General features: G+C 55.4%; 19 protein-coding genes. 5 read left to right on the top strand and 14 right to left on the bottom strand.

All coding sequences use genetic code 11. The features are described 5' to 3' along the window. Positions 1 to 15 precede the first annotated feature (15 nt). Together BLV81_RS15410 and BLV81_RS15405 are read left to right on the top strand one after the other, a co-directional pair. A complete protein-coding gene (locus BLV81_RS15410; protein WP_143036349.1) occupies positions 16 to 768 on the top strand; it encodes a hypothetical protein in 753 nt (250 codons plus the stop codon). Positions 769 to 798: 30 nt separating this feature from the next. Next, the gene (locus tag BLV81_RS15405; RefSeq protein WP_143036348.1) at positions 799 to 1,284 is read left to right on the top strand and encodes a hypothetical protein; all 486 of its coding nucleotides are present in this window, start codon (positions 799 to 801) and stop codon (positions 1,282 to 1,284) included. 109 nt (positions 1,285 to 1,393) lie between these two features. On the opposite strand, the gene hslU is transcribed toward BLV81_RS15405, so the two are convergent. The 6 genes from hslU to dksA form a co-directional block, all read right to left on the bottom strand. Beyond that, positions 1,394 to 2,746 carry an ATP-dependent protease ATPase subunit HslU gene (gene hslU, locus BLV81_RS15400; protein ID WP_092357812.1) on the bottom strand — a complete coding sequence of 451 codons (1,353 nt, stop codon included), beginning with the start codon at positions 2,744 to 2,746 and terminating at the stop codon, positions 1,394 to 1,396. 109 nt (positions 2,747 to 2,855) lie between these two features. Further along, positions 2,856 to 3,392 carry an ATP-dependent protease subunit HslV gene (hslV, locus tag BLV81_RS15395; protein ID WP_092357810.1) on the bottom strand — a complete coding sequence of 179 codons (537 nt, stop codon included), beginning with the start codon at positions 3,390 to 3,392 and terminating at the stop codon, positions 2,856 to 2,858. Positions 3,393 to 3,627: 235 nt separating this feature from the next. Beyond that, positions 3,628 to 5,016: an STAS domain-containing protein gene (locus BLV81_RS15390; protein WP_092357808.1), complete on the bottom strand. Its 1,389-nt coding sequence runs from the start codon at positions 5,014 to 5,016 to the stop codon at positions 3,628 to 3,630. Continuing rightward, entirely contained in the window at positions 4,985 to 5,278 is a 294-nt protein-coding gene (locus BLV81_RS23685) for a hypothetical protein (protein WP_143036347.1), read from the bottom strand. Before BLV81_RS23685 ends, BLV81_RS15390 begins: the two co-directional genes overlap by 32 nt. Before the next feature lie 221 nt (positions 5,279 to 5,499). Next, a complete protein-coding gene (locus BLV81_RS15385; protein WP_092357806.1) occupies positions 5,500 to 6,063 on the bottom strand; it encodes a hypothetical protein in 564 nt (187 codons plus the stop codon). 197 nt (positions 6,064 to 6,260) lie between these two features. Beyond that, the gene (gene dksA / locus BLV81_RS15380; protein WP_092358032.1) at positions 6,261 to 6,665 is read right to left on the bottom strand and encodes an RNA polymerase-binding protein DksA; all 405 of its coding nucleotides are present in this window, start codon (positions 6,663 to 6,665) and stop codon (positions 6,261 to 6,263) included. Positions 6,666 to 6,684: 19 nt separating this feature from the next. Here dksA and BLV81_RS15375 point away from each other — a divergent pair, with 19 nt between their 5' ends. After that, positions 6,685 to 7,260, top strand: coding sequence for a hypothetical protein (locus BLV81_RS15375; protein ID WP_143036346.1), 576 nt, complete (start codon positions 6,685 to 6,687; stop codon positions 7,258 to 7,260). Between the two features lie 25 nt (positions 7,261 to 7,285). Here the strand turns inward: BLV81_RS15375 and BLV81_RS15370 are convergent, their stop codons facing one another. From BLV81_RS15370 to BLV81_RS15350, 5 genes are all read right to left on the bottom strand, one after another. After that, on the bottom strand, positions 7,286 to 8,341 hold the full coding sequence (locus BLV81_RS15370; protein WP_092357802.1) for a CobW family GTP-binding protein: 1,056 nt from the start codon (positions 8,339 to 8,341) through the stop codon (positions 7,286 to 7,288). A 96-nt stretch (positions 8,342 to 8,437) separates the two neighbouring features. Beyond that, positions 8,438 to 9,037 (bottom strand): Fur family transcriptional regulator, encoded by a 600-nt coding sequence (locus tag BLV81_RS15365; RefSeq protein WP_092357800.1) that lies wholly within the window; start codon positions 9,035 to 9,037, stop codon positions 8,438 to 8,440. A gap of 125 nt (positions 9,038 to 9,162) precedes the next feature. Continuing rightward, positions 9,163 to 10,146, bottom strand: coding sequence for a tyrosine recombinase XerC (xerC, locus tag BLV81_RS15360; RefSeq protein ID WP_092357798.1), 984 nt, complete (start codon positions 10,144 to 10,146; stop codon positions 9,163 to 9,165). 20 nt (positions 10,147 to 10,166) lie between these two features. Further along, entirely contained in the window at positions 10,167 to 10,832 is a 666-nt protein-coding gene (locus BLV81_RS15355) for a DUF484 family protein (protein WP_092357796.1), read from the bottom strand. Positions 10,833 to 11,016: 184 nt separating this feature from the next. Next, entirely contained in the window at positions 11,017 to 12,198 is a 1,182-nt protein-coding gene (locus tag BLV81_RS15350) for a porin (protein WP_092357794.1), read from the bottom strand. A 639-nt stretch (positions 12,199 to 12,837) separates the two neighbouring features. On the opposite strand from BLV81_RS15350, the gene BLV81_RS15345 reads away from it, so the two are divergent. Beyond that, on the top strand, positions 12,838 to 14,442 hold the full coding sequence (locus tag BLV81_RS15345) for a tetratricopeptide repeat protein (RefSeq protein WP_092357792.1): 1,605 nt from the start codon (positions 12,838 to 12,840) through the stop codon (positions 14,440 to 14,442). Between the two features lie 5 nt (positions 14,443 to 14,447). On the opposite strand, the gene dapF is transcribed toward BLV81_RS15345, so the two are convergent. From dapF to BLV81_RS15330, 3 genes are read right to left on the bottom strand one after another with little or no spacing between them, the layout of a single operon-like run. Next, positions 14,448 to 15,302, bottom strand: a complete 855-nt coding sequence (dapF, locus tag BLV81_RS15340; RefSeq protein ID WP_092357790.1) for a diaminopimelate epimerase — start codon at positions 15,300 to 15,302, stop codon at positions 14,448 to 14,450. 24 nt (positions 15,303 to 15,326) lie between these two features. Beyond that, on the bottom strand, positions 15,327 to 16,235 hold the full coding sequence (locus BLV81_RS15335) for an LpxL/LpxP family acyltransferase (RefSeq protein WP_092357789.1): 909 nt from the start codon (positions 16,233 to 16,235) through the stop codon (positions 15,327 to 15,329). Then, a complete protein-coding gene (locus tag BLV81_RS15330; protein ID WP_092357787.1) occupies positions 16,232 to 17,095 on the bottom strand; it encodes a lysophospholipid acyltransferase family protein in 864 nt (287 codons plus the stop codon). Before BLV81_RS15330 ends, BLV81_RS15335 begins: the two co-directional genes overlap by 4 nt. 305 nt (positions 17,096 to 17,400) lie before the next feature. Between BLV81_RS15330 and metK the strand changes: the two genes are divergently transcribed. Beyond that, the gene (gene metK, locus BLV81_RS15325) at positions 17,401 to 18,561 is read left to right on the top strand and encodes a methionine adenosyltransferase (protein ID WP_092357785.1); all 1,161 of its coding nucleotides are present in this window, start codon (positions 17,401 to 17,403) and stop codon (positions 18,559 to 18,561) included. The last annotated feature ends 165 nt before the right edge of the window (positions 18,562 to 18,726 follow it).

The following is an 18,726-nucleotide window of genomic DNA, read 5'->3' as shown; positions in this document are numbered from 1 at the left end:
CCTGCAAATGAGGTCTTGCGTACAAACGCTGTTAACGGCACTGCCTCCAGTCGCCCGAATATTCGAGGGGGCTGGGCAATGGTCGGTATGATTTATGATGACGAGTTTGGTTTTTCGTGGGAATTTTCCGATGAAATGGAATATTTCCATTTTGCTGCTCCTGAAACATTACATGAGGGGCGCAACAAGTATGAGCTTATAGGTTGGCTCCAAAGGCAATGGCCACTTCCGGAGTGTGAAGCATCAGACATCGTGCGCTTGTTCTATGTAAAGCCTGGTGATCAGTGTTATGCGATGGTGGAAGAGCTCGATAAAATCCCAAAACCGCCAAATGACCCAACCAATGGTTTCGTCACAAATCAACGTTGTATTGCTAAATACTCTTGTGGCAACCGTCCGCAAATGCAGAACACAACCTGGCTGACGAAGGTCGTGCCGGCCTTCGTACAACCGTTTTTGGACAAGTCTGGTAGTTGGAATGAGGTGATGCAGGCCTGTGCTTCTCAGTCGAAATTTCTTCCAGCCTACGTGAGAGATAAAAGATGCGAAGACAAGATGGCTAAATACCATATCCAGCAAGATTTACAAAAATCGCTCAATGAGAATGGATGTGGCACCGAAGCTGATTGGGACGAAGTAGGTACATATATTCATGAATGTGTCGCTGAACAAAATAGCTTTATTCCGACGCTCGTTGCAAATGGCATTATCGTAAAAAAGCGGAATGAAATACGAAAAATGTGCCAGGCAAGTCGCCCCAAAAGCTGAGTGTCGATTGTGTTGATGAAGGAGATATTGATGAAAGCGACCAGATGTTTTTTTGCAATACTACTATTGTGGTCGACGATGGTGTGGGCAGAAACAACCGCAAAATATCTCGGTACAGAACCCAATGTCGAGCTACGTATCAGCGTTCATCAACGCCTTGTTCTGGGGGAGCGTGATATGGAAAATATGGAAAAAAAGGGACTGATTAAAAATGAAGAGCAAGCGACTGCAATCATCAACGCGAACATTGTCCCTATCACGATGGGCCGAAGTTTACAGCTGAAGGTTGAAATGATTGAGGCAGATGGGACGATCACGGATATTACCCATAGTCCAGCCACTTTTTACGATGTTCTCGGCGACGGGCGAGATTTGCAAACGAATGCATCTGGATTAATTACCGCCATTTTCAGTCAAGAAAAAATTTTGCTAACAGGTGAAGTGTTTGTCATTTATGGCACACCGGAAAAATCCGGTTATAACAAGGTATTTTTTGATATTAAGCCACCAAAATAGGAGTCTGGAAGAACGCTTGGCATAAAATGAATTTATATGTCAGAACGGCATTCCGTAGGATGGGCAGCAGGGAAGGGATCCGAGAGGGATTTCCACCCTGCCAGCTGTTTTACAGTACGTATCGCGACAAATCTTCATTCACCTCCAACGCTCCCAGCCGCTGATCGACATAAGCCGCATCGATCACCATGGCCTTTTCGCTGGCGTTAGTCGCTGAAAACGAGATTTCTTCCAGCAGCTTTTCCATCACCGTGTACAGCCGGCGCGCGCCGATATTCTCGGTTTTCTCGTTGACCGAGAAAGCGATTTCCGCCAGTCGCTGCACGCCTTCTTTGGCAAACTCCAGCGTTATGCCTTCGGTCGCCAGCAAGGCTTCATATTGCTTGGTCAGGCAGGCGTCGGTGCCGGTCATGATTCTTTCGAAATCGCTGATAGACAGTGAATCGAGTTCGACCCGGATCGGGAACCGGCCCTGCAGTTCCGGAATCAGATCGGATGGTTTCGCCAGATGGAAGGCGCCGGATGCGATAAACAGGACGTGATCGGTTTTGATCATGCCGTACTTGGTGTTGACCGTGGTGCCCTCCACCAGCGGCAGCAAGTCGCGCTGCACACCGGCGCGCGAAACATCGGCGCCGCCGTTCTGCGAGCGGGTGGCGATCTTGTCTATCTCGTCAAGAAACACAATGCCGTTTTGCTCGACGTTGGTGATAGCTTTCTGCTTCAGCTCATCTTCGTTGACCAGTTTGGCGGCTTCCTCTTCGATCAAGACTTTCATTGCATCCTTGATCTTGATCTTGCGATTTTTCTTGCGGTTGCTGCCAATACCGGAAAACATGGATTTGATCTGCTCGGTCATTTCTTCCATGCCGGGTGGCGCCATGATTTCCATTTGCGATGCCGCTTCCGACAATTCGATCTCGATTTCCTTGTCGTCGAGCAGGCCTTCCCGCAGCCGCTTGCGGAAAGTCTGGCGGGTATTGCCGCCTTTATCCGAAGTGCTGTCAGCGTCTGCGGAACTCTGCTCAGGGTGGAAGCCGAAATCGCGTGCAGGCGGTACCAGGATGTCGATAATCCGGTCTTCTGCGGCATCTTCCGCGCGGGTGCGGACTTTGCGCATTTCGGCCTCGCGGGTTTGCTTGATGCCGATGTCGATCAGGTCGCGGATGATGGTGTCGACGTCGCGCCCGACATAACCGACCTCGGTGAATTTTGTGGCTTCGATCTTGATGAATGGCGCATCGGCCAGTTTGGCCAGGCGGCGTGCGATTTCGGTCTTGCCGACGCCGGTAGGTCCGATCATCAGAATATTCTTGGGCGTGATTTCGTGGCGCAGCGGTTCGGCGACCTGTTGCCGGCGCCAGCGGTTACGCAAGGCAATCGCCACCGCACGCTTGGCGCGATCCTGGCCGACTACATGCTTATCCAGTTCTGAAACAATTTCTTGGGGGGTCATGTTCATGTTTTTTTCCGCGTTTGATGGGTGAGCTCGCAAGCCATGCCGGGTCAGATTTTCTTTGGAATCAGGCAAGTGTTTGCGCTGGCTTGCCGGGCAGAGCTGCGATGAAGTCTTAGTCCAGGGTTTCGATAATGTGCGACTGATTGGTATAGATGCAAAGCTCGCCGGCAATCACCAGCGATTTCTTGACAATATCAGCCGGCGCCAACTCGGTGTTTTCTTGCAGCGCCTTGGCTGCCGATTGGGCGAAAGTACCGCCCGAACCGATCGCACCGATGCCATCGGTAGGCTCCAGCACATCGCCGTTGCCGGTGATGACCAGCGTGGTTTCGCGGTCGGCCGTCAGCAGCATGGCTTCCAGCCGCCGCAACATGCGGTCGGTGCGCCATTCCTTGGCCAAGTCGACCGAGGCCCGCATCAGATTACCCTGGTGTTTTTCCAGTTTTGCCTCAAACAGATCGAGCAAGGTGAACGCATCGGCCGTGCCGCCGGCGAAACCGACCAGTACCTTGCCCTGATATAGCTTGCGGACTTTGCGGGCAGTGCCCTTCATTACGACATTGCCGAGTGTTACCTGACCATCTCCACCCAAAGCGACACTGTTGCCGCGCCGTACTGAAAGGATGGTGGTGCCGTGAAATTGTTCCATTTTTGCTAGCCTCAGAAAATGCGGACCGGAATACGTTGTCAGGCCGCTCATGCCGGGCGCTAGGCACCCGTGCCGCATGATGTGATTCGCTATCGAATGATAAATCGATACTGTTCCGAAAAAATGGGGACGGCTGACGTGATTACAAGCGCTGAATTACGTAGATTTAGCGTTGTTTTTTTATTACTGCAGAGATTTGACTATATTAAAAGCTTAATTCTTCAAGTTTAATTACTTAATTCTTGCGCGATACCACACGTGCGACTTCGTGTATGCCGACGACCTTGAACAAGGCTGTCACAAGGTGGTTGACGTTATGAAATTCAATCGCACTGCCGTTGCTGGCGAGCATAGACAAGCCATTCAGCAGTTCGCCGGCTGCGCTGAAGTCCACCCGGACCAGGCGCGAACAATCCATGATCGCGGGGCTGCAGGCATTGGCGTGGGTTTGAATTTTGGTCAGCAGCTCGCTGGTCCGGCCTTCGATCAGTATCGGCATGAGCAAGCTGTTGTTGCCGCCGGCGCTGGTATTGGGACCCAGGGTATTGTCTTCGGCGGCGGTAATGACCTTGGCTTGCGGTTTTACAAAAGGCGGCGGCGAGACTTCAAACGTAATCGAATAATCTATGCTGGCATCTTCGTAGGCTTGCTCGAGATTGAGCAGATGCAGGATTTCCAGCAGCAATAGCCATGGGGCGGCGGTTTCGTCGCGCCGTCCGACAAGCAGGATCTCACGGATCTTGTCGGCCAGTTCATTGGCGCCGACCAGTACCAGGTCGAGCCCGGATTTTTGCAGTTTTTTCAACATGCGCAGCAACAGGCCGCAACCGATAGGGTCGACCGAGCTGACCCGGGTGAACTCCAGGCGCACTGCCGGGTGGGTGGCGCTCAGTTTTTGCGCTCGCTCAAGCTGCTTGCCGATGTTGGCGTCGAGCTTGCCGGAGAACGCTACCGACGGCAGCGTGCCAGGCTTTTCCTGGTTCTTTGCCTGCGGGTCGAGAGTCAAGATATCGATCCAGGTCGGCGGCGAAGTTTCAAATTTGTTGGCAAAATCGACCGACAGATTGTCGAATTCCTGTAGCTTGCCGGTGATCTGGTACAGATCCAGCAGCATCCACCAGACCAGGTGCGTCGATGAACCGAGATTGTTTTCGGCAATTGCATTCAACAGCAGCGCTTCGGCGATGTCGCTCTGATCGCTGGCGAATAATACTGCCGCCTCTTCAATCACTTCCGGCGTATCGGAGACAGATACCTCGATGCTGCCGCTTCTCGATTGATCTTCCAGAAATTCGGTGGTTCTGCTCATCACCGGCAGCGTCATCTGGGTGGTGTTAGGGCCTTGCGTAGTCGTGATCGGCGACGTGTTGGCATCGAGAGGCAATTTGGAAGCGGGCGGCAGATGGACGAATTCGGACGACATTTCCGACTCGATCGCATCGATCTTCATGGACGTCGTAGCACGCGCCGTACCATCGCGCAGCGTGGTCGAGTTGGCCAGCCGCTCCTGGTTTTCGCCAAACAGAACCGGCGTTTGATTGTCTGCCGCGGCTGGTACTTTTTCATCCACCGGTGAAGCGCTGTTTGGACGATTATTTTTGCCGAAGAGCGAGAAAATCCCCACGTGTCAATCCCGAAAGTAAGTTGCTGTTGAAGCTGTATGAGTAGCTGTGATTATTATTATTGAAAACCGGGCTGCGAGATACGGCTAACTGGCCGCTACCTGTTCCGCAAATTTTCAGATGCGCTTTTATCATCGCTTTTTGCCATTGCTTTGCTATGTTTATGGCCACATTTTTGTTTTGATGCTGTTCTCGTTTTTGCGCGCTTCCACCTATTCTGAAAAATAAAAAAGCACGATCAATCGATACCTCTAAAGGTAACACAAAGCAACTCAGGAAGTGTGTCTGGAACACCTTAAGTTATGACATAAATATGTTGTGATATTTGCATGTCGAACGTAAAAAATAGATATTTTGCCCATAAATGCATACTTGAAAGCAGGCCGGGATTGCGCGGCCTGCATGCTTTTACATGCATGATTTCCTTGCTTTGCAATCCCGGTTTTCCAAGTCGGAAATTTAGAACCTGGTGCGCACGCCGAAAATCAAGCTGCGGCCAGCGCCGGGCCGAAGCTGCGCTCTTCCACCAGGAACGCGGCGATCGAAGTCGATTTGATGCGCGGCACGGTATCTGGCAGACCGCTTTCGGCCGCCAGGGCAGAGAAGCGCGCTTCTTCGGGTTGAGTAAGCGCAGCGGATGCTGCAGACGAGAGAACGGTCAGTGCGGACAGAACCGTGCTGGATAACCAGAGTACGTTGGACAAGCATGATGAATGCTTTGCTTCGGGACGAGCGAAGCCGGTAAGGCGTCCTGTCAGGAGCGGGGTGGCGCACGAGGCATCCCGGGAGGTGAATGCCTGCCACAAGGCCAGCACATGTGTGCCGGGCAGTGGCGGTAATGTCAGCGGCGCCGAGTAGATTGTTGCCGCCAGGGTGGCGTCGTCGAATGCGGCACAAGAGTGATGTGCTTTGCCACCGCCTTCGATGGCGCGTTCGATTACCGACGTCATGTGCGTCAGCTGAGTCGATTGTTTGTTTTCCCAGGCTGCATGGACGATGCTATGCGTCAGCCCCAGCAATTGCGCGAACAGGATCGCCAATATCAGCACGGGCGCAAAGGCGGCGTGCCGGAGGCGTCTTGAGCGGAATACCTGGGTGGACGTCAGGAGTCTGGCAGCGTGAAAACAAAGACGGCGAAAGCGGGCAGCAATCAAGGATCAGGCTGAAGGCTACAGAAAAACCAAGCAAGGCTGCAATGCTACCTTGGTTTAAATTCCCCCATAGCCCGCCGGGCCGCTATCGAGGATCAATCGCCGTAGAGCTTTTGTTTCAGTTCGCGGCGTTGTTGCGCTTCCAGCGACAAGGTTGCGGTCGGGCGTGCCAGCAAGCGTGGAATGCCGATCGGTTCTCCGGTTTCTTCGCACCAGCCGTACTCACCGGCGTCAATCGATGCGATCGATTGCTGTACCTTTTTCAGCAATTTGCGTTCGCGATCGCGGGTACGCAATTCCAGCGCATGTTCTTCTTCGATGGTGGCGCGGTCTGCCGGATCTGGCACCAGGACGGTTTCACGCAAATGCTCAGTGGTTTCTCCAGCGTTCTTGAGCAGGTCGACTTCTAACTGCTGCAAACGCGCTTTGAAGAAAGCCAGTTGCGCCTCATTCATGTAGTCCTTTTCGCTCATCTTGAGGATTTGCTCTTCGGTCAACAGAATGGATTCGGAGGTTGGTTTGGTTGTTTTAGTAGCCACTTCGCTTGCTTTCGATACGACGTTTTTTTCAATTTTATCCGTTAATCCGGCACTTGCGGGCTTGTTGCTGGTGCTGCTAGCGTCGGATCTGGCCGTTGGGGAACTCAGTTTCTTTGTAACAGAACTACCGGCTTTTGCCGTTGTATTTCGCGTTACTTCCTTACGCGTTACCTTATTGCGCGTTGCCTTCTCTGCCGCCGGAGCGGAGCTGGTAACAGATTTGGCCGTCGCCGTTTTCTTGGCTAGGGATTTTACAACAGGTTTGGGGCTGGGTTTGGCAACTTTGGACGCAGCCTTACTTGCAGTTGCAGCAGGGGATTCAGTCTTCACTGGCGCCCTGGTGGAGATTTTTGCTGCTTTTCCAGCTGTTTTTGTGCTGCCGGTTGCGCCTTTAACTATTTTACTGGCGGGAGCACTGGCTGGCCGGGCTTTCGGCGTCAATTTGCCTAGCGAGGCCGGCGCCTTCTTGGCAACGGTTTTTTTAACGGTCAGGTTCATGGTCCTCTCCCTTAAATCAGCAGCCAAGCGACGATGCGATTGGCCCGCTATCCAGTGATTTCCCAGCGCAAAACTGCCATAGTTTATACCAAACATTGCTCCAAACCGCGAATAAAGATGTCTTTCGGCAGATTCTTGCCAATGAAGACCATTTTGCTGCCGCGTGTCTCATTTGCATCCCATTTGCCGCCGACATCGCTGCCCATGATCTGATGCACGCCTTGAAACACCACCTTGCGGTCGGCGCCATCCATCAACAATACGCCTTTGTAGCGCAACATGCGCGGTCCGTAAACTTGTACCAGGCCACCAAGGAATTCGTCCAGGCGCGCAGTATCGAAGGGCCTTTCACTTTTGAACACAAAAGCGGCAATTTCATCATCATGATGCGCATGGTGATGGTCGTGGCGATGGTCGTGGCCCTCATGGCCATGGGACGGGTGATCGCAGTCGTCGCCGCTGTGCTCGTGGGCGTGTTCTTCCGTTGCCAAAAAATCGGGGTCGATTTCCAGCTTGGCGTTGAGGTTGAAGCCGCGGATATCCAGGATTTCGTCTATCGGCGTGTGTTGCGGATCCAATGTAATGACCGGTGCGCGCGGATTGATGCGTTTCAGGCGGCCGGTCAATGCCGCAACTTCTTCTGCGCTTGCCAGGTCGGTTTTGGAGAGCAGCAATTTGTCGGCAAAACCTACCTGGCGTTGCGCTTCTTCCTGCTGATCGAGTTGCGACATCGCATGCTTGGCATCGACCACGGTGACAATCGCGTCCAGCATGAAGTGCATCGCCACTTCGTCGTCGACAAAGAAGGTTTGCGCTACCGGCCCCGGATTGGCCATGCCGGTGGTTTCGATAATCACCCGGTCGAAGTTCAGTTCTCCGGCTGCACGGCGCCGCGCCAGCGTGGTCAGGGCAACGATCAGGTCGCCGCGCACGGTGCAGCAGATGCAGCCGTTGTTCATTTCGACGATTTGTTCGGTGCTGTCCTGCACCAGGATTTCATTATCGATATTTTCCTGGCCGAATTCATTTTCAATCACGGCGATTTTATGGCCGTGCTGCTGTTGCAGGATACGGTTCAGCAGAGTGGTTTTGCCGGCGCCGAGGAAGCCGGTCAGGATCGTGGTGGGGATGAGTGCCATAGTGGGATTCGGAAAGATAAAAACTAAAAACGATAGAAAACCGGGTGGAAATTCAGATCGGCAAACTGCGGCTGCGGCTGCGGCGGTTGCCGCGAACTAATGCGCGCAATCGGCGCACCAGCCTTTGATGGTCAGTTCGATCTCATGACCTTGAAAGCCCTTGCCCAGCGTGTCTTGTAAAGCTTGTTGCAGTTGTTTGCGCAGCTTGGCCGGAGTCGTAGCGGTGCTGGCATGGCTGTCGCCTAGCGCCAGTATGCTGTCCAGAAAGCCGGCGTCGCCGCTGCCGTCCAGGCAAAATACCTTGGCGCAGCGGGTGCATTTGAAATGTCCATGCTGATGCTGGGCCTGGTGCGTCGCGCTGCCATGAGGGCTGGCATCGCCGTGCTCGGTGCCGGCGCTATAGCGGAACACGCGATCGTCGCCCGCAATCTTGTGCGCCAGGCCGGCATCGGTGAGGCAATCGAGGGCGCGATACAAGGTTACCCGGTCCATCTCGGTAAACTGGTCCTGCATGTCCTGATGCGAAAAAGCGCAACGGGCCTCCAGCAGGGCCGCCAAGACCTTGATGCGTGCAGGCGTGATGCGCAGTGCGACTTCGCGCAACTGCGCCTCGGCCAATGCCGCCGCATGCTGATGGGTGTTGCCCTTGGCGCTTGCGACGGTAGCGGCAGATTTCAGTTTTGGGCCTGGGTTCATAATGCAGTATGGGTAGGTGAGATGCCAATTATGCCTGAAATGCAATTCAGTTGCATATTTGATGTGACATGTGGTTCGAACCATCCCGTCCGAGAATTTATGGCTTGCTGCTCTTGCATCTGAGCTTATGTATCCGAGATTTTCTTGGCGCGCGGGTGGGCGGCATCATAAACCTGCGCCAGGCGCTGGAAGTCAAGCGAGGTGTAGACCTGGGTAGCGGCGATCGATGCATGCCCCAGCAATTCCTGTACTGCGCGCAAATCACCGGAACCCTGCAGCATGTGCGAGGCGAACGAATGGCGCAGCACATGGGGATGGACATTGCTAGCGATGCCGAGCGATTGCGCATGATGTTTCAGGCGCAATTGGATCACGCGCGGCGATACGCGGGTGCCGCGTTCGGTCAGGAACAGGGCTGCAGCGTGCCCGTCCTTGTCATCCTGGTCATTTTTGAGCAAGGCCTGGCGTTGCGGCAGCCAGGCCGCAATCGCTTGTATTGCCGGCTTGCCCACCGGCACGCTACGTTTCTTGCCGCCTTTTCCTGTGACGGTCACTTCGGCAGCGTCAAGGTCGATCCAGCCTGCCGATTCATACCCCGCTTGCCGGTGATAGCGCAGGTCCAGTCCTGCCAGTTCCGAGACCCGCAGTCCGCTGGAATAGAGCAATTCAAACATCGCGTGATTGCATAAGGCCATGCTGGATCCGGCATCGGCCAACGGGTTGCCGCTGGCGACCAGATGAATCGCGTCATCGGCGGCCATGGCTTTCGGCAGCGGTTTGGCGCGCTTTGGCGCTTTCACGCCGTCGACCGGATTGCTGGCGAGCGTGGTCTGTTCTGCCAGCCATTCGAAAAAGCCGCGCCAGGCTGACAGTTTGCGCGCAATCGAACTTGGATTCAAACCGCGAGAGTGCAATTGCGCGGCAAATTTACGGATGTGGAAGTGGGTGACGGCGGCAAACTCCCAGCCGTCGCCGAGTGCCTGCGTCAGGCTCGCCAGTTCCTTCAAGTCACGGGCATAGTTGCTGATCGTATGCGCTGATAGCTGGCGCTGCCCCGCCAGGCTATCCAGATAGCTGCTGAGGTAGGCCTGGTTGCTGTCGCCGCTCACGATGTCAGGGGATGACGCGCTTACTCGAGCAGACAGGCTAGCGCAGCGCTTGCGGTCTCGCCAATTTGCACCAGGAAATCTGTCGCCATGTCGGCGCTGAAGCGCTGCGGATCAGGAGAACCCAGCACCAGCAGGCCGAAGGCTGCCGAGGTGTTGGCGCTGCTGCGTAGCGGCAGCATGGCGATGGACTGGATATCCTGCTCAAGCCAGGCGGCAGCTTCGAAATCATTATTGCTGCCGCAAAACGGCAGGCTCAAGCCGTTGGCGAAAATCTTGGCGTCCTCGGAAGCCGCTGCCGCAAACCAGGTGTGTGAATAGTCTTCGGCGACGCCCCACAGCCGCAGGGTGGCCTGCGGTACTGCAAAGCCGGTGCGCAAGCCATCGATCAGCGTGTGCGGCAGGTCAACGTCGTTGCGGGCCAGCAGCAGGCTGCGGGTCCAGCTATGCAGTTTATGCGCGCTTGCATCGTTTTCCTGGGCATTGCGGACCATGTCGGCCAGGCGTAAATCCTGCAGCTTGATTTTTTCGCGAAGTACTTCCATTTGCCGCTCTTGCAGCGACACGGCCCGGCCTAACAGAGGGCTGGTGAGACGGATCTTGGCCAGCAGTTCGGCGTGTTCTTCGAAAAAATGCGGAGAGTCGATCAGATATTGGGCAATAGTATCGGGATCAAGTTGGAAGGTCATGTGTGTCGATGATGAAGAAAAGGAATGATCAAGAGTACACCGCTATGCCGGTGCGTGACAACTTTGCAGTCTTGCGCCAATCGTCAGGCAATAAAAAAAGCCCACATGGCAAGCCATGTGGGCCTTTTACATCTCTGTTCAAGCAACCTTGCCCGCTTGTTGCTGCGGGTTCGGTCAGCTTAAATTAGAACTTGTGACGGATACCAACAGCAACTGCTGTTTGGTTGTTGTTGCTACCGGTGCTGTCACCGAAGACGCCTGGATTGATAGCATCTTTAGCGCGCAGGTTCGACACGAATGCATACAGGTCAGTACGCTTCGACAGGAAGTAGTCAGAACCCAGGTTGATTTGGGTCAGCTTGCCCTTGGCGGAGCCTGCATCAGCAAATGTCAGCTTGTTGTATTGAACGCTAGCCAACAGGTGCAGAGGTGCAGTAACAGCGTAGTTCACGCCCAGTTCGAAAATGTCAGCCTTGGTGTTGTTGAAGCCGCCAACTGTGAAGCTGTTTGCTTGCAGGACACCTGTGGTACCCAGAGTCGAGCTGATTGCCAGAGGTTGCTTAGTACGCGACCAGTTACCGTACAGACGTGCAGGACCGGCTTGGTAGCTAGCACCGAGGCTGAATGTCTTCAAGGCTGTATCGCCAACGTTGCCGCTAGGGAATGTGCCGTTCAGAACAGCAGTATCGCTTGCAGTAGCGCCCAGTTTCGATTGGTAGTAAGCAGCGAACAGACCCAGTGGGCCGTTAGCGTACTGACCGCCCAGACCGAACGATTGGCCGGCAGAAGTCTTACCAGCTGTTTCGCCGAAGCCATAGATCAGGCTACCAGTGAAACCAGACAGATCTGGAGTGTTATAACGGATCGAATTGTTGGTACGTGTACCTTCCAAACGGTCCAGATTGTGACCGACGGCACCAGTTACACCACCGAAATCTTGAACCGAAGTCCATTGGCTGACGTCGTCCAGGATGTCAGTTTGACGACCCAGCAGAACGGAACCGAAGTTGCCGCCCAGGCCGACTACCGATTTACGACGGAACAGGTTGGTTGTGCCCTTGTCTTGGCCGTTCAATGCGCCGTTGTCGTTGTTGAAGCCAGCTTCCAATTGGAACAGAGCCTTCAGACCGCCGCCCAGATCTTCAACGCCTTTGAAACCCAGACGCGAACCTTGGATGATGCCGGAGTTAACGCTGAATTTGCTGCCGTTTGCGTTGGAGAAGCCGTCAGCGCCCTTGCCAGTCGAAACCTTGCTTGTGTATACGATGCCAGTATCAACGATACCGTAGATGGTTACGGAGCTTTGAGCTTGTGCTGCACCTGCGATTGCGCCGAGTACGGCCAGTGCGATTAGTGATTTCTTCATTTGACGTCCTTTATTTAGAAAACTGTCTTAAGGATCCGTACATCTTGCCGGATGGATGAACATTAAGGGGTCTCGCTGGCAATGCTGGCGGTTTGGTTTCCTGTGACGCTATAAATTGGTCGAAATTGAAGAAGATTGTTATTTGTGTTGTATTTTTGTGACAAGCAAGGAAGGGCTTTGGCTGTGCTTGCAGCGGCCTGGATTTGCGCAAACAGAAGTATTGCTGCGTGTGCAATTTAGTAATTGCACATATTGCGTGACTAATACTAGGCTTTTTGCGAAGGCTAGTGAAGGTCCTGGTTTGTATTTCCCGCTCCCGGACTATTTCAAAAGCAGGATATGGGATGCAATTCGGGCGGCCCGGCCAGCCGAATAAGTGCCACATCAAGCGACGATTTCGTTTTTTAAAATCGGTTGACGTCAATTTTGTGAAACTAAGGGCTTTTGATGCTGTTTGGGCGATGTTGCATGATTTTTTCACCGCTGTCTCAGACGCCGCCGGGCAATGCTGTCATCGTATAAATTTTTTGTCGGCTGGGAGTTGATGTTGCGTAAAAGATCCACATATCGTAAAAATCAAGCAAAAATAAAATTTCATCCATTTATCGAGCATAATTTACGTTTTGGTAATGAGTACTTATGGCTAAACGTGAAGACTTGGCGATTATTCGCGCAGCGCGCGCCGGGCAGGCGGCTGCCCAGTTAGCCCTAGGCAAGCGCTATTTATTCGGCGGCAACGGCTTGCCGCAAAGTTTGTCGACGGCGCTGCATTGGCTGGATCGGGCCGCGCAACAACAGGAAGCTGAAGCCTGGATGCTGATTGGCAGCCATATTCCGCTTGAAGTGGCGCAAGCAGTCGGTGACCCGCTGGCACTTTGCGTTTGGTATGAGCGCGCTTTTGATGCGGGCCTGATGCAGGCCGGCCTGGTGCTGGCGCAACTGGTATTGCGCCGCGAAGGCGGCGATCCGAACCTGTTGCACGGGCTGCGTGGCAAAGTCATCAAAGTGCTGGAGACTGCTGCCAATGCCGGCATCGCCGAGGCGCAATGGCTATTGGCCCAGCATGCCGACAGCGTGCCGGCTCAAGCTTCCGATCGCGCGGTCGTGTCAAGCCAGCCATTGGCTGGGATTCAGCCAGCTTCCAAGCCTGAACAGGACGCAACATTAAAGTGGACCGCGCGCGCCGCAGATGCCGGAGTGATGCAGGCACAGCAATCGCTGGCGCAGCTGGCTTGGGAAAATGCCGATTGGCCGGTCTTCCTGGAACGGGCGCTGCCGCTGGCCAGGGCGCTTTCGGAGCAGTATGCCGATATCCTGGCGCAATTGAATGTGCCGTCGGAGACGCTGGAGCGGCAGCTGGGCGAAGAAAATCTGTCTTTACTGCTGCGCTGTGCCCAAGTGTTGCAGACCAGCGTCACCTTCGATGCCGCCGAAGTGCAGCAGTTTCTTGAACTGGCAGCGTATGGCGATGACAAAGCGGCGCAGCTGGCGCTGGGCCTGTGGCATGCCCGCATGAACAGCGACGGCGAGCGCTTGCTGGTGGGGAGCGGTTCGGCCAACTACAAAAAAGCCATCCGCTGGCTGACGCTGGCAGGCGAGGCCGGTTTGGCGGATGCCTGGTACGCCTTGTCGCGGATTTATCTGAAATCCGAGTTTTCCCAACGCAATCTGGTGGATATGCAGCGCCATCTGGAGCATGCCGCTGAAATGGGGCATTGCGCGGCGCAACTGGAGTGCGGCCTGAGCGCCTGGCGCACGCGCAGGGAGAAACTCGCTAACGACGTGCGTGCGGTGTACTGGCTGCAAAAGGCCGCTGCCCAAGGCAGTCGCGAGGCGGCGGGATTGCTGGCAAAAATTGCCGATAGCGCGCAGCCGGCGCCATGGGCCGAGGTCGCCAGGCAGCAATTGACGCGCGAACAAGTTTCGGCGCATCCGTTTCTGGCGGCACGGATCGAATTGGCGACATTATTCGGCTTGAGCCGGCCGGAAGCGCTGTTGCTGGATCTGAATCTGGCCGATTGCGGGCACTGTCTGGTGGTCGATATCCGCACCCAGTACGCGCGCAGCAAGCGGCGCCTGATCCAGATCCAGACCGGCGACGAGCGTCAGGCGCTGAGCCGGATCGCACGTTTGTTCGAAGATGTCGATTGCGGCCCGGACGGACCGGAAGGAAATTACCGGCAACGCCTTTACCGCTTCAAAACCGCGGTGCCGGCAGCGGCGCTGGAAGCCGAGCCCGGCTGACAAAATCAGCCGATTTCTATCTCGCCCTCGAATACCGACACTGCCGGACCGGTCATCAATACCGGCTGGCCGTTCCCGGCCCAGGCAATCGACAGTTCGCCGCCGTGGGTTTGCACCTTGACCGGGGTGTCGAGCAAGCCGCGTCGAATGCCTGCCACCACTGCTGCGCAGGCTCCGGTGCCGCAAGCCAGCGTTTCGCCGGCGCCGCGCTCGAATACACGCAGCTTGATATGGCGGCGATCGATAATCTGCATGAAACCGGCGTTCACCCGCCTTGGAAACCGCGGGTGATGTTCTATCAGCGGGCCGTCGACCAAGACCGGCGCAGCTTCGCTGTCTTCAACCACTTGCACCGCGTGCGGATTGCCCATTGACACCACTGAGATCCAGACTTGTTTGCCTTGGATATCCAGCGGCCAGAGCGCATCCTCGCCCATCGCCTGGCTGCTTAGATTACTGGCGTCAAACGGCACCGCGGCCGGCGCCAGGACCGGCGCGCCCATATCGACCGTAATGCGGCCATCGTCTTCCAGCCTCGGCTCAATGATGCCGGACATGGTTTCCACCCTGATCGTGCGCTTGCCGGTCAGACCCTTGTCGGTCACGAATTTGACGAAGGCGCGGGCGCCGTTGCCGCATTGTTCGACTTCGCCGCCGTCGGCGTTATAAATCCGATAGCGAAAATCGACGCCGTCTGCCTGCGATTTTTCAACCACCAGCATTTGATCTGCGCCCACGCCAAAGCGGCGGTCGCCCAATTGCTGCCATTGCTCCGCAGTGAAATCGACATGTTGGTGTATCGCGTCAATCACGACGAAATCATTGCCGGCGCCGTGCATTTTAGTGAATTTGAGTTTCATAAGAACATTATGCTGGAAACGCAGCTAGTGCGCAGCACTGCCGGTATGGTCTGGCGCGGGCGCCGAATAAACATCAGGCTGCCCCGGCGGCCGTGTCTTGAAGCGTTTGTGGGCCCAGAAATATTCGGCCGGCGCCTCAAGGATGCGGTCTTCGATAAATGCGTTCATGCGGCGGGTTGCCTCTGTCATATCGTCGCCCGGATAATTTTCCCAGGCCGGATAAAAGGTGACCTTCCAGCCTTTGTAACCGGGTAAAAAGCTTGCGATCATCGGCACCACCCTGGCTTTGGTCGCAGCGGCAATCCGTGCTGTGGCCGTGAGAGTCGCCGCCTGGACGCCAAAAAACGTTACGAATTCGGCGTCCTTGATGCCGAAATCCATATCCGGCAGCATGATGAAAGGAAAACCTTCGCGCATTGCCCGGATGATGGGTTTGACGCCTTGCTCGCGGGTAAACAGTTTGACCGGCCGGAAGCGCGAACGTCCTTTCAGCAGCGCCGCATCGATCACTGCATCTTGCTGGCGCGAATAGATAGTGCAAATCGAGGTCGAAGAATTCAGCACCAAGGCGATGCCGGGAATTTCCAGGCAGACGAAATGCGGGCACAGCAGAATGGTCGGGCCGGCCTGCAAGGTGCTGAGCGGCAGATCCGATTCAATCTTGATCAGGCGCCGCAAACGGTTTTCCGAAGCCCACCACAACACGCTTCGCTCCAGCACGCTGCGCGAATATGCTTGGAAGTGGCGGCGCGCCAGCGCCACGCGCTCAGCTTCAGGCATGTCAGGAAAACAAAGCCGCAGATTGGTCAGCGTAATATGCCGCCGTGGTTTCATGATGATAAACAGCAATGAGCCCAAGGCTTCGCCAACCGGGCCCAAAATCCACAGCGGTAAAAAATGCGCCAGCCACAACAAACCGAGCAAGGCCCTCATGCCTGCGGCTCCTGGGCGGCCGGGGCCGGCGGTGCCGCGACTCCGGGTGGAGTCTTGTAACGGTTGTAGCTCCAGATATATTGCGCCGGGCAACGTGCGATCAGCTTCTCCATGGCCAGGTTGATGGCCAGTGTGCGTTGTTCCGTGGTGTGGCCCGGGGTTTCTTCGAACGGCACAAAGCGGATCACGTAACCGCGGCCGAACGGCAGGCGCTCGGCATAAGACAGGATAATCGGCGCGCCGCTCATTTGTTGCAACTTGGCCGGCAAGGTCATGGTGTAGGCCGGGCGCCCAAAAAAATCGGCCCATATGCCTTCTCCGTTCTGCGGCACCTGATCCGGCAGCAAGCCGATTGCCTGACCCTTCTTGAGTGCCTTGAACAGGGTGCGGACACCCGCCAGGTTAGCGGGCGCCAGCAGCAGGTTGTGGCGGCTGCGCGCACCTTCTATCAAAGGTTTAAGAGCGGCTTTGCGGGGCGGCCGATAGAGCGCAGTAAGAGGGGTCTTGGTGGCGATAGCCTGGGCGATGATTTCAAAGCAGCCCAGATGCGGGGTCAGGAAAATCACGCCGGTTTTGGCGTCCAGCGCTGCCTGCGCCAGCTCCCAGTTTTCAATGGCGGCGGTACGTAGCACACGTTGCGGCGCTGCGCACCAGATAAACGGCAACTCGAACATGCTCTTGCCGGATTCACTGATGGCTTGCGGCAAAGCCGTTTGATACCCGGCCCGGAACAGGTTGTCCTTTAATTTGTCGCGATAGGCGCCAGAGGCCAGGTACACCAGCCAGCCGCCCAGCGTCCCTATTGCGTGTAGGAAAAATAGAGGTAGCGTCGAGAGCAGGCGAAAGAGCGTTACAAGCATTAGCGGAGCTCGATAAGAGCCAAAAGAGGTTGGATTTTGCCGATTTTTTTCAAGAGGCGTAAAATAGCACAATAGTTTGACAACCGGACGGCGTTGCACAGCGCTTTTGGAAAGCAGACAGATTACCGGTAGGAATCATTGAAATCATCGGAATCATCTTAATATATAGTAATTGTAGCAATTAGCATCATCCGCCGAGTTAATAGACAACTTGCGAGGCGGCATACAAATTTCGCTAAAGCGTCGCAGGCTCAACAGGTTTGACTGCGACATGGTCACCACTTGTTTTTTTGTTGGAGCTTGCAATGGCACATGAATACCTCTTTACCTCTGAATCCGTTTCCGAAGGTCACCCCGATAAAGTCGCGGATCAAATTTCCGACGCGATTCTCGACGCAATTTTCACCCAGGACCCGCAAGCCCGGGTCGCTGCCGAAACCCTGTGCAATACCGGCCTGGTCGTACTGGCGGGTGAGGTCACTACCTTCGCCAATGTCGATTACATCGCCGTTGCGCGTGAAACCATCAAACGTATCGGCTACGACAATGCCGACTACGGCATCGACTACAAGAGTTGCTCGGTGCTGGTCGGCTACGACAAGCAATCGCCGGATATCGCCCAGGGCGTGGATGAAGGCAAGGGCCTCGATCTCGATCAAGGCGCGGGCGACCAGGGATTGATGTTCGGTTACGCCTGCGACGAAACGCCGGAACTGATGCCGGCTGCAATTTATTACGCCCACAGAATCGTCGAGCGCCAGTCGCAATTGCGTAAAGACGGCCGCCTGCCATGGCTGCGTCCGGACGCCAAGTCGCAAGTTACGCTGAAATACGTCGATGGCGTACCGGTGGCGATAGATACCGTGGTGCTGTCGACCCAGCATGCGCCGGAAATGCAGCACAAGGCGATTGAAGAAGCGGCGATTGAAGAAATCATCAAGCCGGTAGTGCCGAAGGAATGGCTGCAAAATACCCGTTACCTGGTCAATCCGACCGGCCGTTTCGTCATCGGCGGCCCGCAAGGCGATTGCGGCCTGACCGGGCGCAAGATCATTGTCGATACCTACGGCGGTGCTGCGCCCCACGGCGGCGGCGCATTCTCCGGCAAGGATCCATCCAAGGTGGACCGTTCGGCGGCCTATGCCGGCCGTTATGTGGCAAAGAACATCGTTGCCGCCGGCCTGGCCTCACGCTGCCAGATCCAGATATCGTACGCAATCGGCATCGCCAAGCCGACCTCGGTGATGGTGACCACCTTTGGCACCGGCAAGATCAGCGACGAAAAGCTGGCGCAGCTGGTGCTCGAACATTTCGACCTGCGTCCGAAGGGCATCGTGCAAATGCTCGACTTGCTGCGTCCGATTTACCAAAAGACTGCCGCCTACGGCCATTTCGGCCGGGAAGAACCTGAGTTCACCTGGGAACGTACCGACAAGGCTGCTGCGCTGAAAGCTGCGGCGCTGTAATTACCGTGCAGGCCTGGCAGGGATGTGCTTCCCTGCCAGGCCCTAATCAAGCCAAATCAAGCCAAATCAAGCCAAATCAAGCCAAATCACCGGCGATGCCAGAATCGTGCTTTGCACGATGGTAACGACTTGCTACACTGACCACTTCAGTGACTCCCTAAAAGA

The organism is Collimonas sp. OK242 (assembly GCF_900107095.1).
GTDB lineage: Bacteria > Pseudomonadota > Gammaproteobacteria > Burkholderiales > Burkholderiaceae_D > Collimonas.
The sequence above is the reverse complement of the archived record's forward strand: the minus strand, read 5'-3'. Positions and strand labels throughout refer to the sequence as shown.

Coding starts and splice junctions, on each gene's coding strand:
- BLV81_RS15335 (WP_092357789.1), bottom strand. CDS start 16,235: ATGAGGGCCTTGCTCGGTTTGTTGTGGCTGGCGCATTTTTTACCGCTG.
- dapF (WP_092357790.1), bottom strand. CDS start 15,302: ATGAAACTCAAATTCACTAAAATGCACGGCGCCGGCAATGATTTCGTC.
- hslU (WP_092357812.1), bottom strand. CDS start 2,746: ATGAACATGACCCCCCAAGAAATTGTTTCAGAACTGGATAAGCATGTA.
- BLV81_RS15330 (WP_092357787.1), bottom strand. CDS start 17,095: ATGCTTGTAACGCTCTTTCGCCTGCTCTCGACGCTACCTCTATTTTTC.
- BLV81_RS15405 (WP_143036348.1), top strand. CDS start 799: ATGAAAGCGACCAGATGTTTTTTTGCAATACTACTATTGTGGTCGACG.
- BLV81_RS15350 (WP_092357794.1), bottom strand. CDS start 12,198: ATGAAGAAATCACTAATCGCACTGGCCGTACTCGGCGCAATCGCAGGT.
- BLV81_RS15370 (WP_092357802.1), bottom strand. CDS start 8,341: ATGGCACTCATCCCCACCACGATCCTGACCGGCTTCCTCGGCGCCGGC.
- hslV (WP_092357810.1), bottom strand. CDS start 3,392: ATGGAACAATTTCACGGCACCACCATCCTTTCAGTACGGCGCGGCAAC.
- BLV81_RS15355 (WP_092357796.1), bottom strand. CDS start 10,832: ATGACCTTCCAACTTGATCCCGATACTATTGCCCAATATCTGATCGAC.
- metK (WP_092357785.1), top strand. CDS start 17,401: ATGGCACATGAATACCTCTTTACCTCTGAATCCGTTTCCGAAGGTCAC.
- BLV81_RS15365 (WP_092357800.1), bottom strand. CDS start 9,037: ATGAACCCAGGCCCAAAACTGAAATCTGCCGCTACCGTCGCAAGCGCC.
- BLV81_RS15345 (WP_092357792.1), top strand. CDS start 12,838: ATGGCTAAACGTGAAGACTTGGCGATTATTCGCGCAGCGCGCGCCGGG.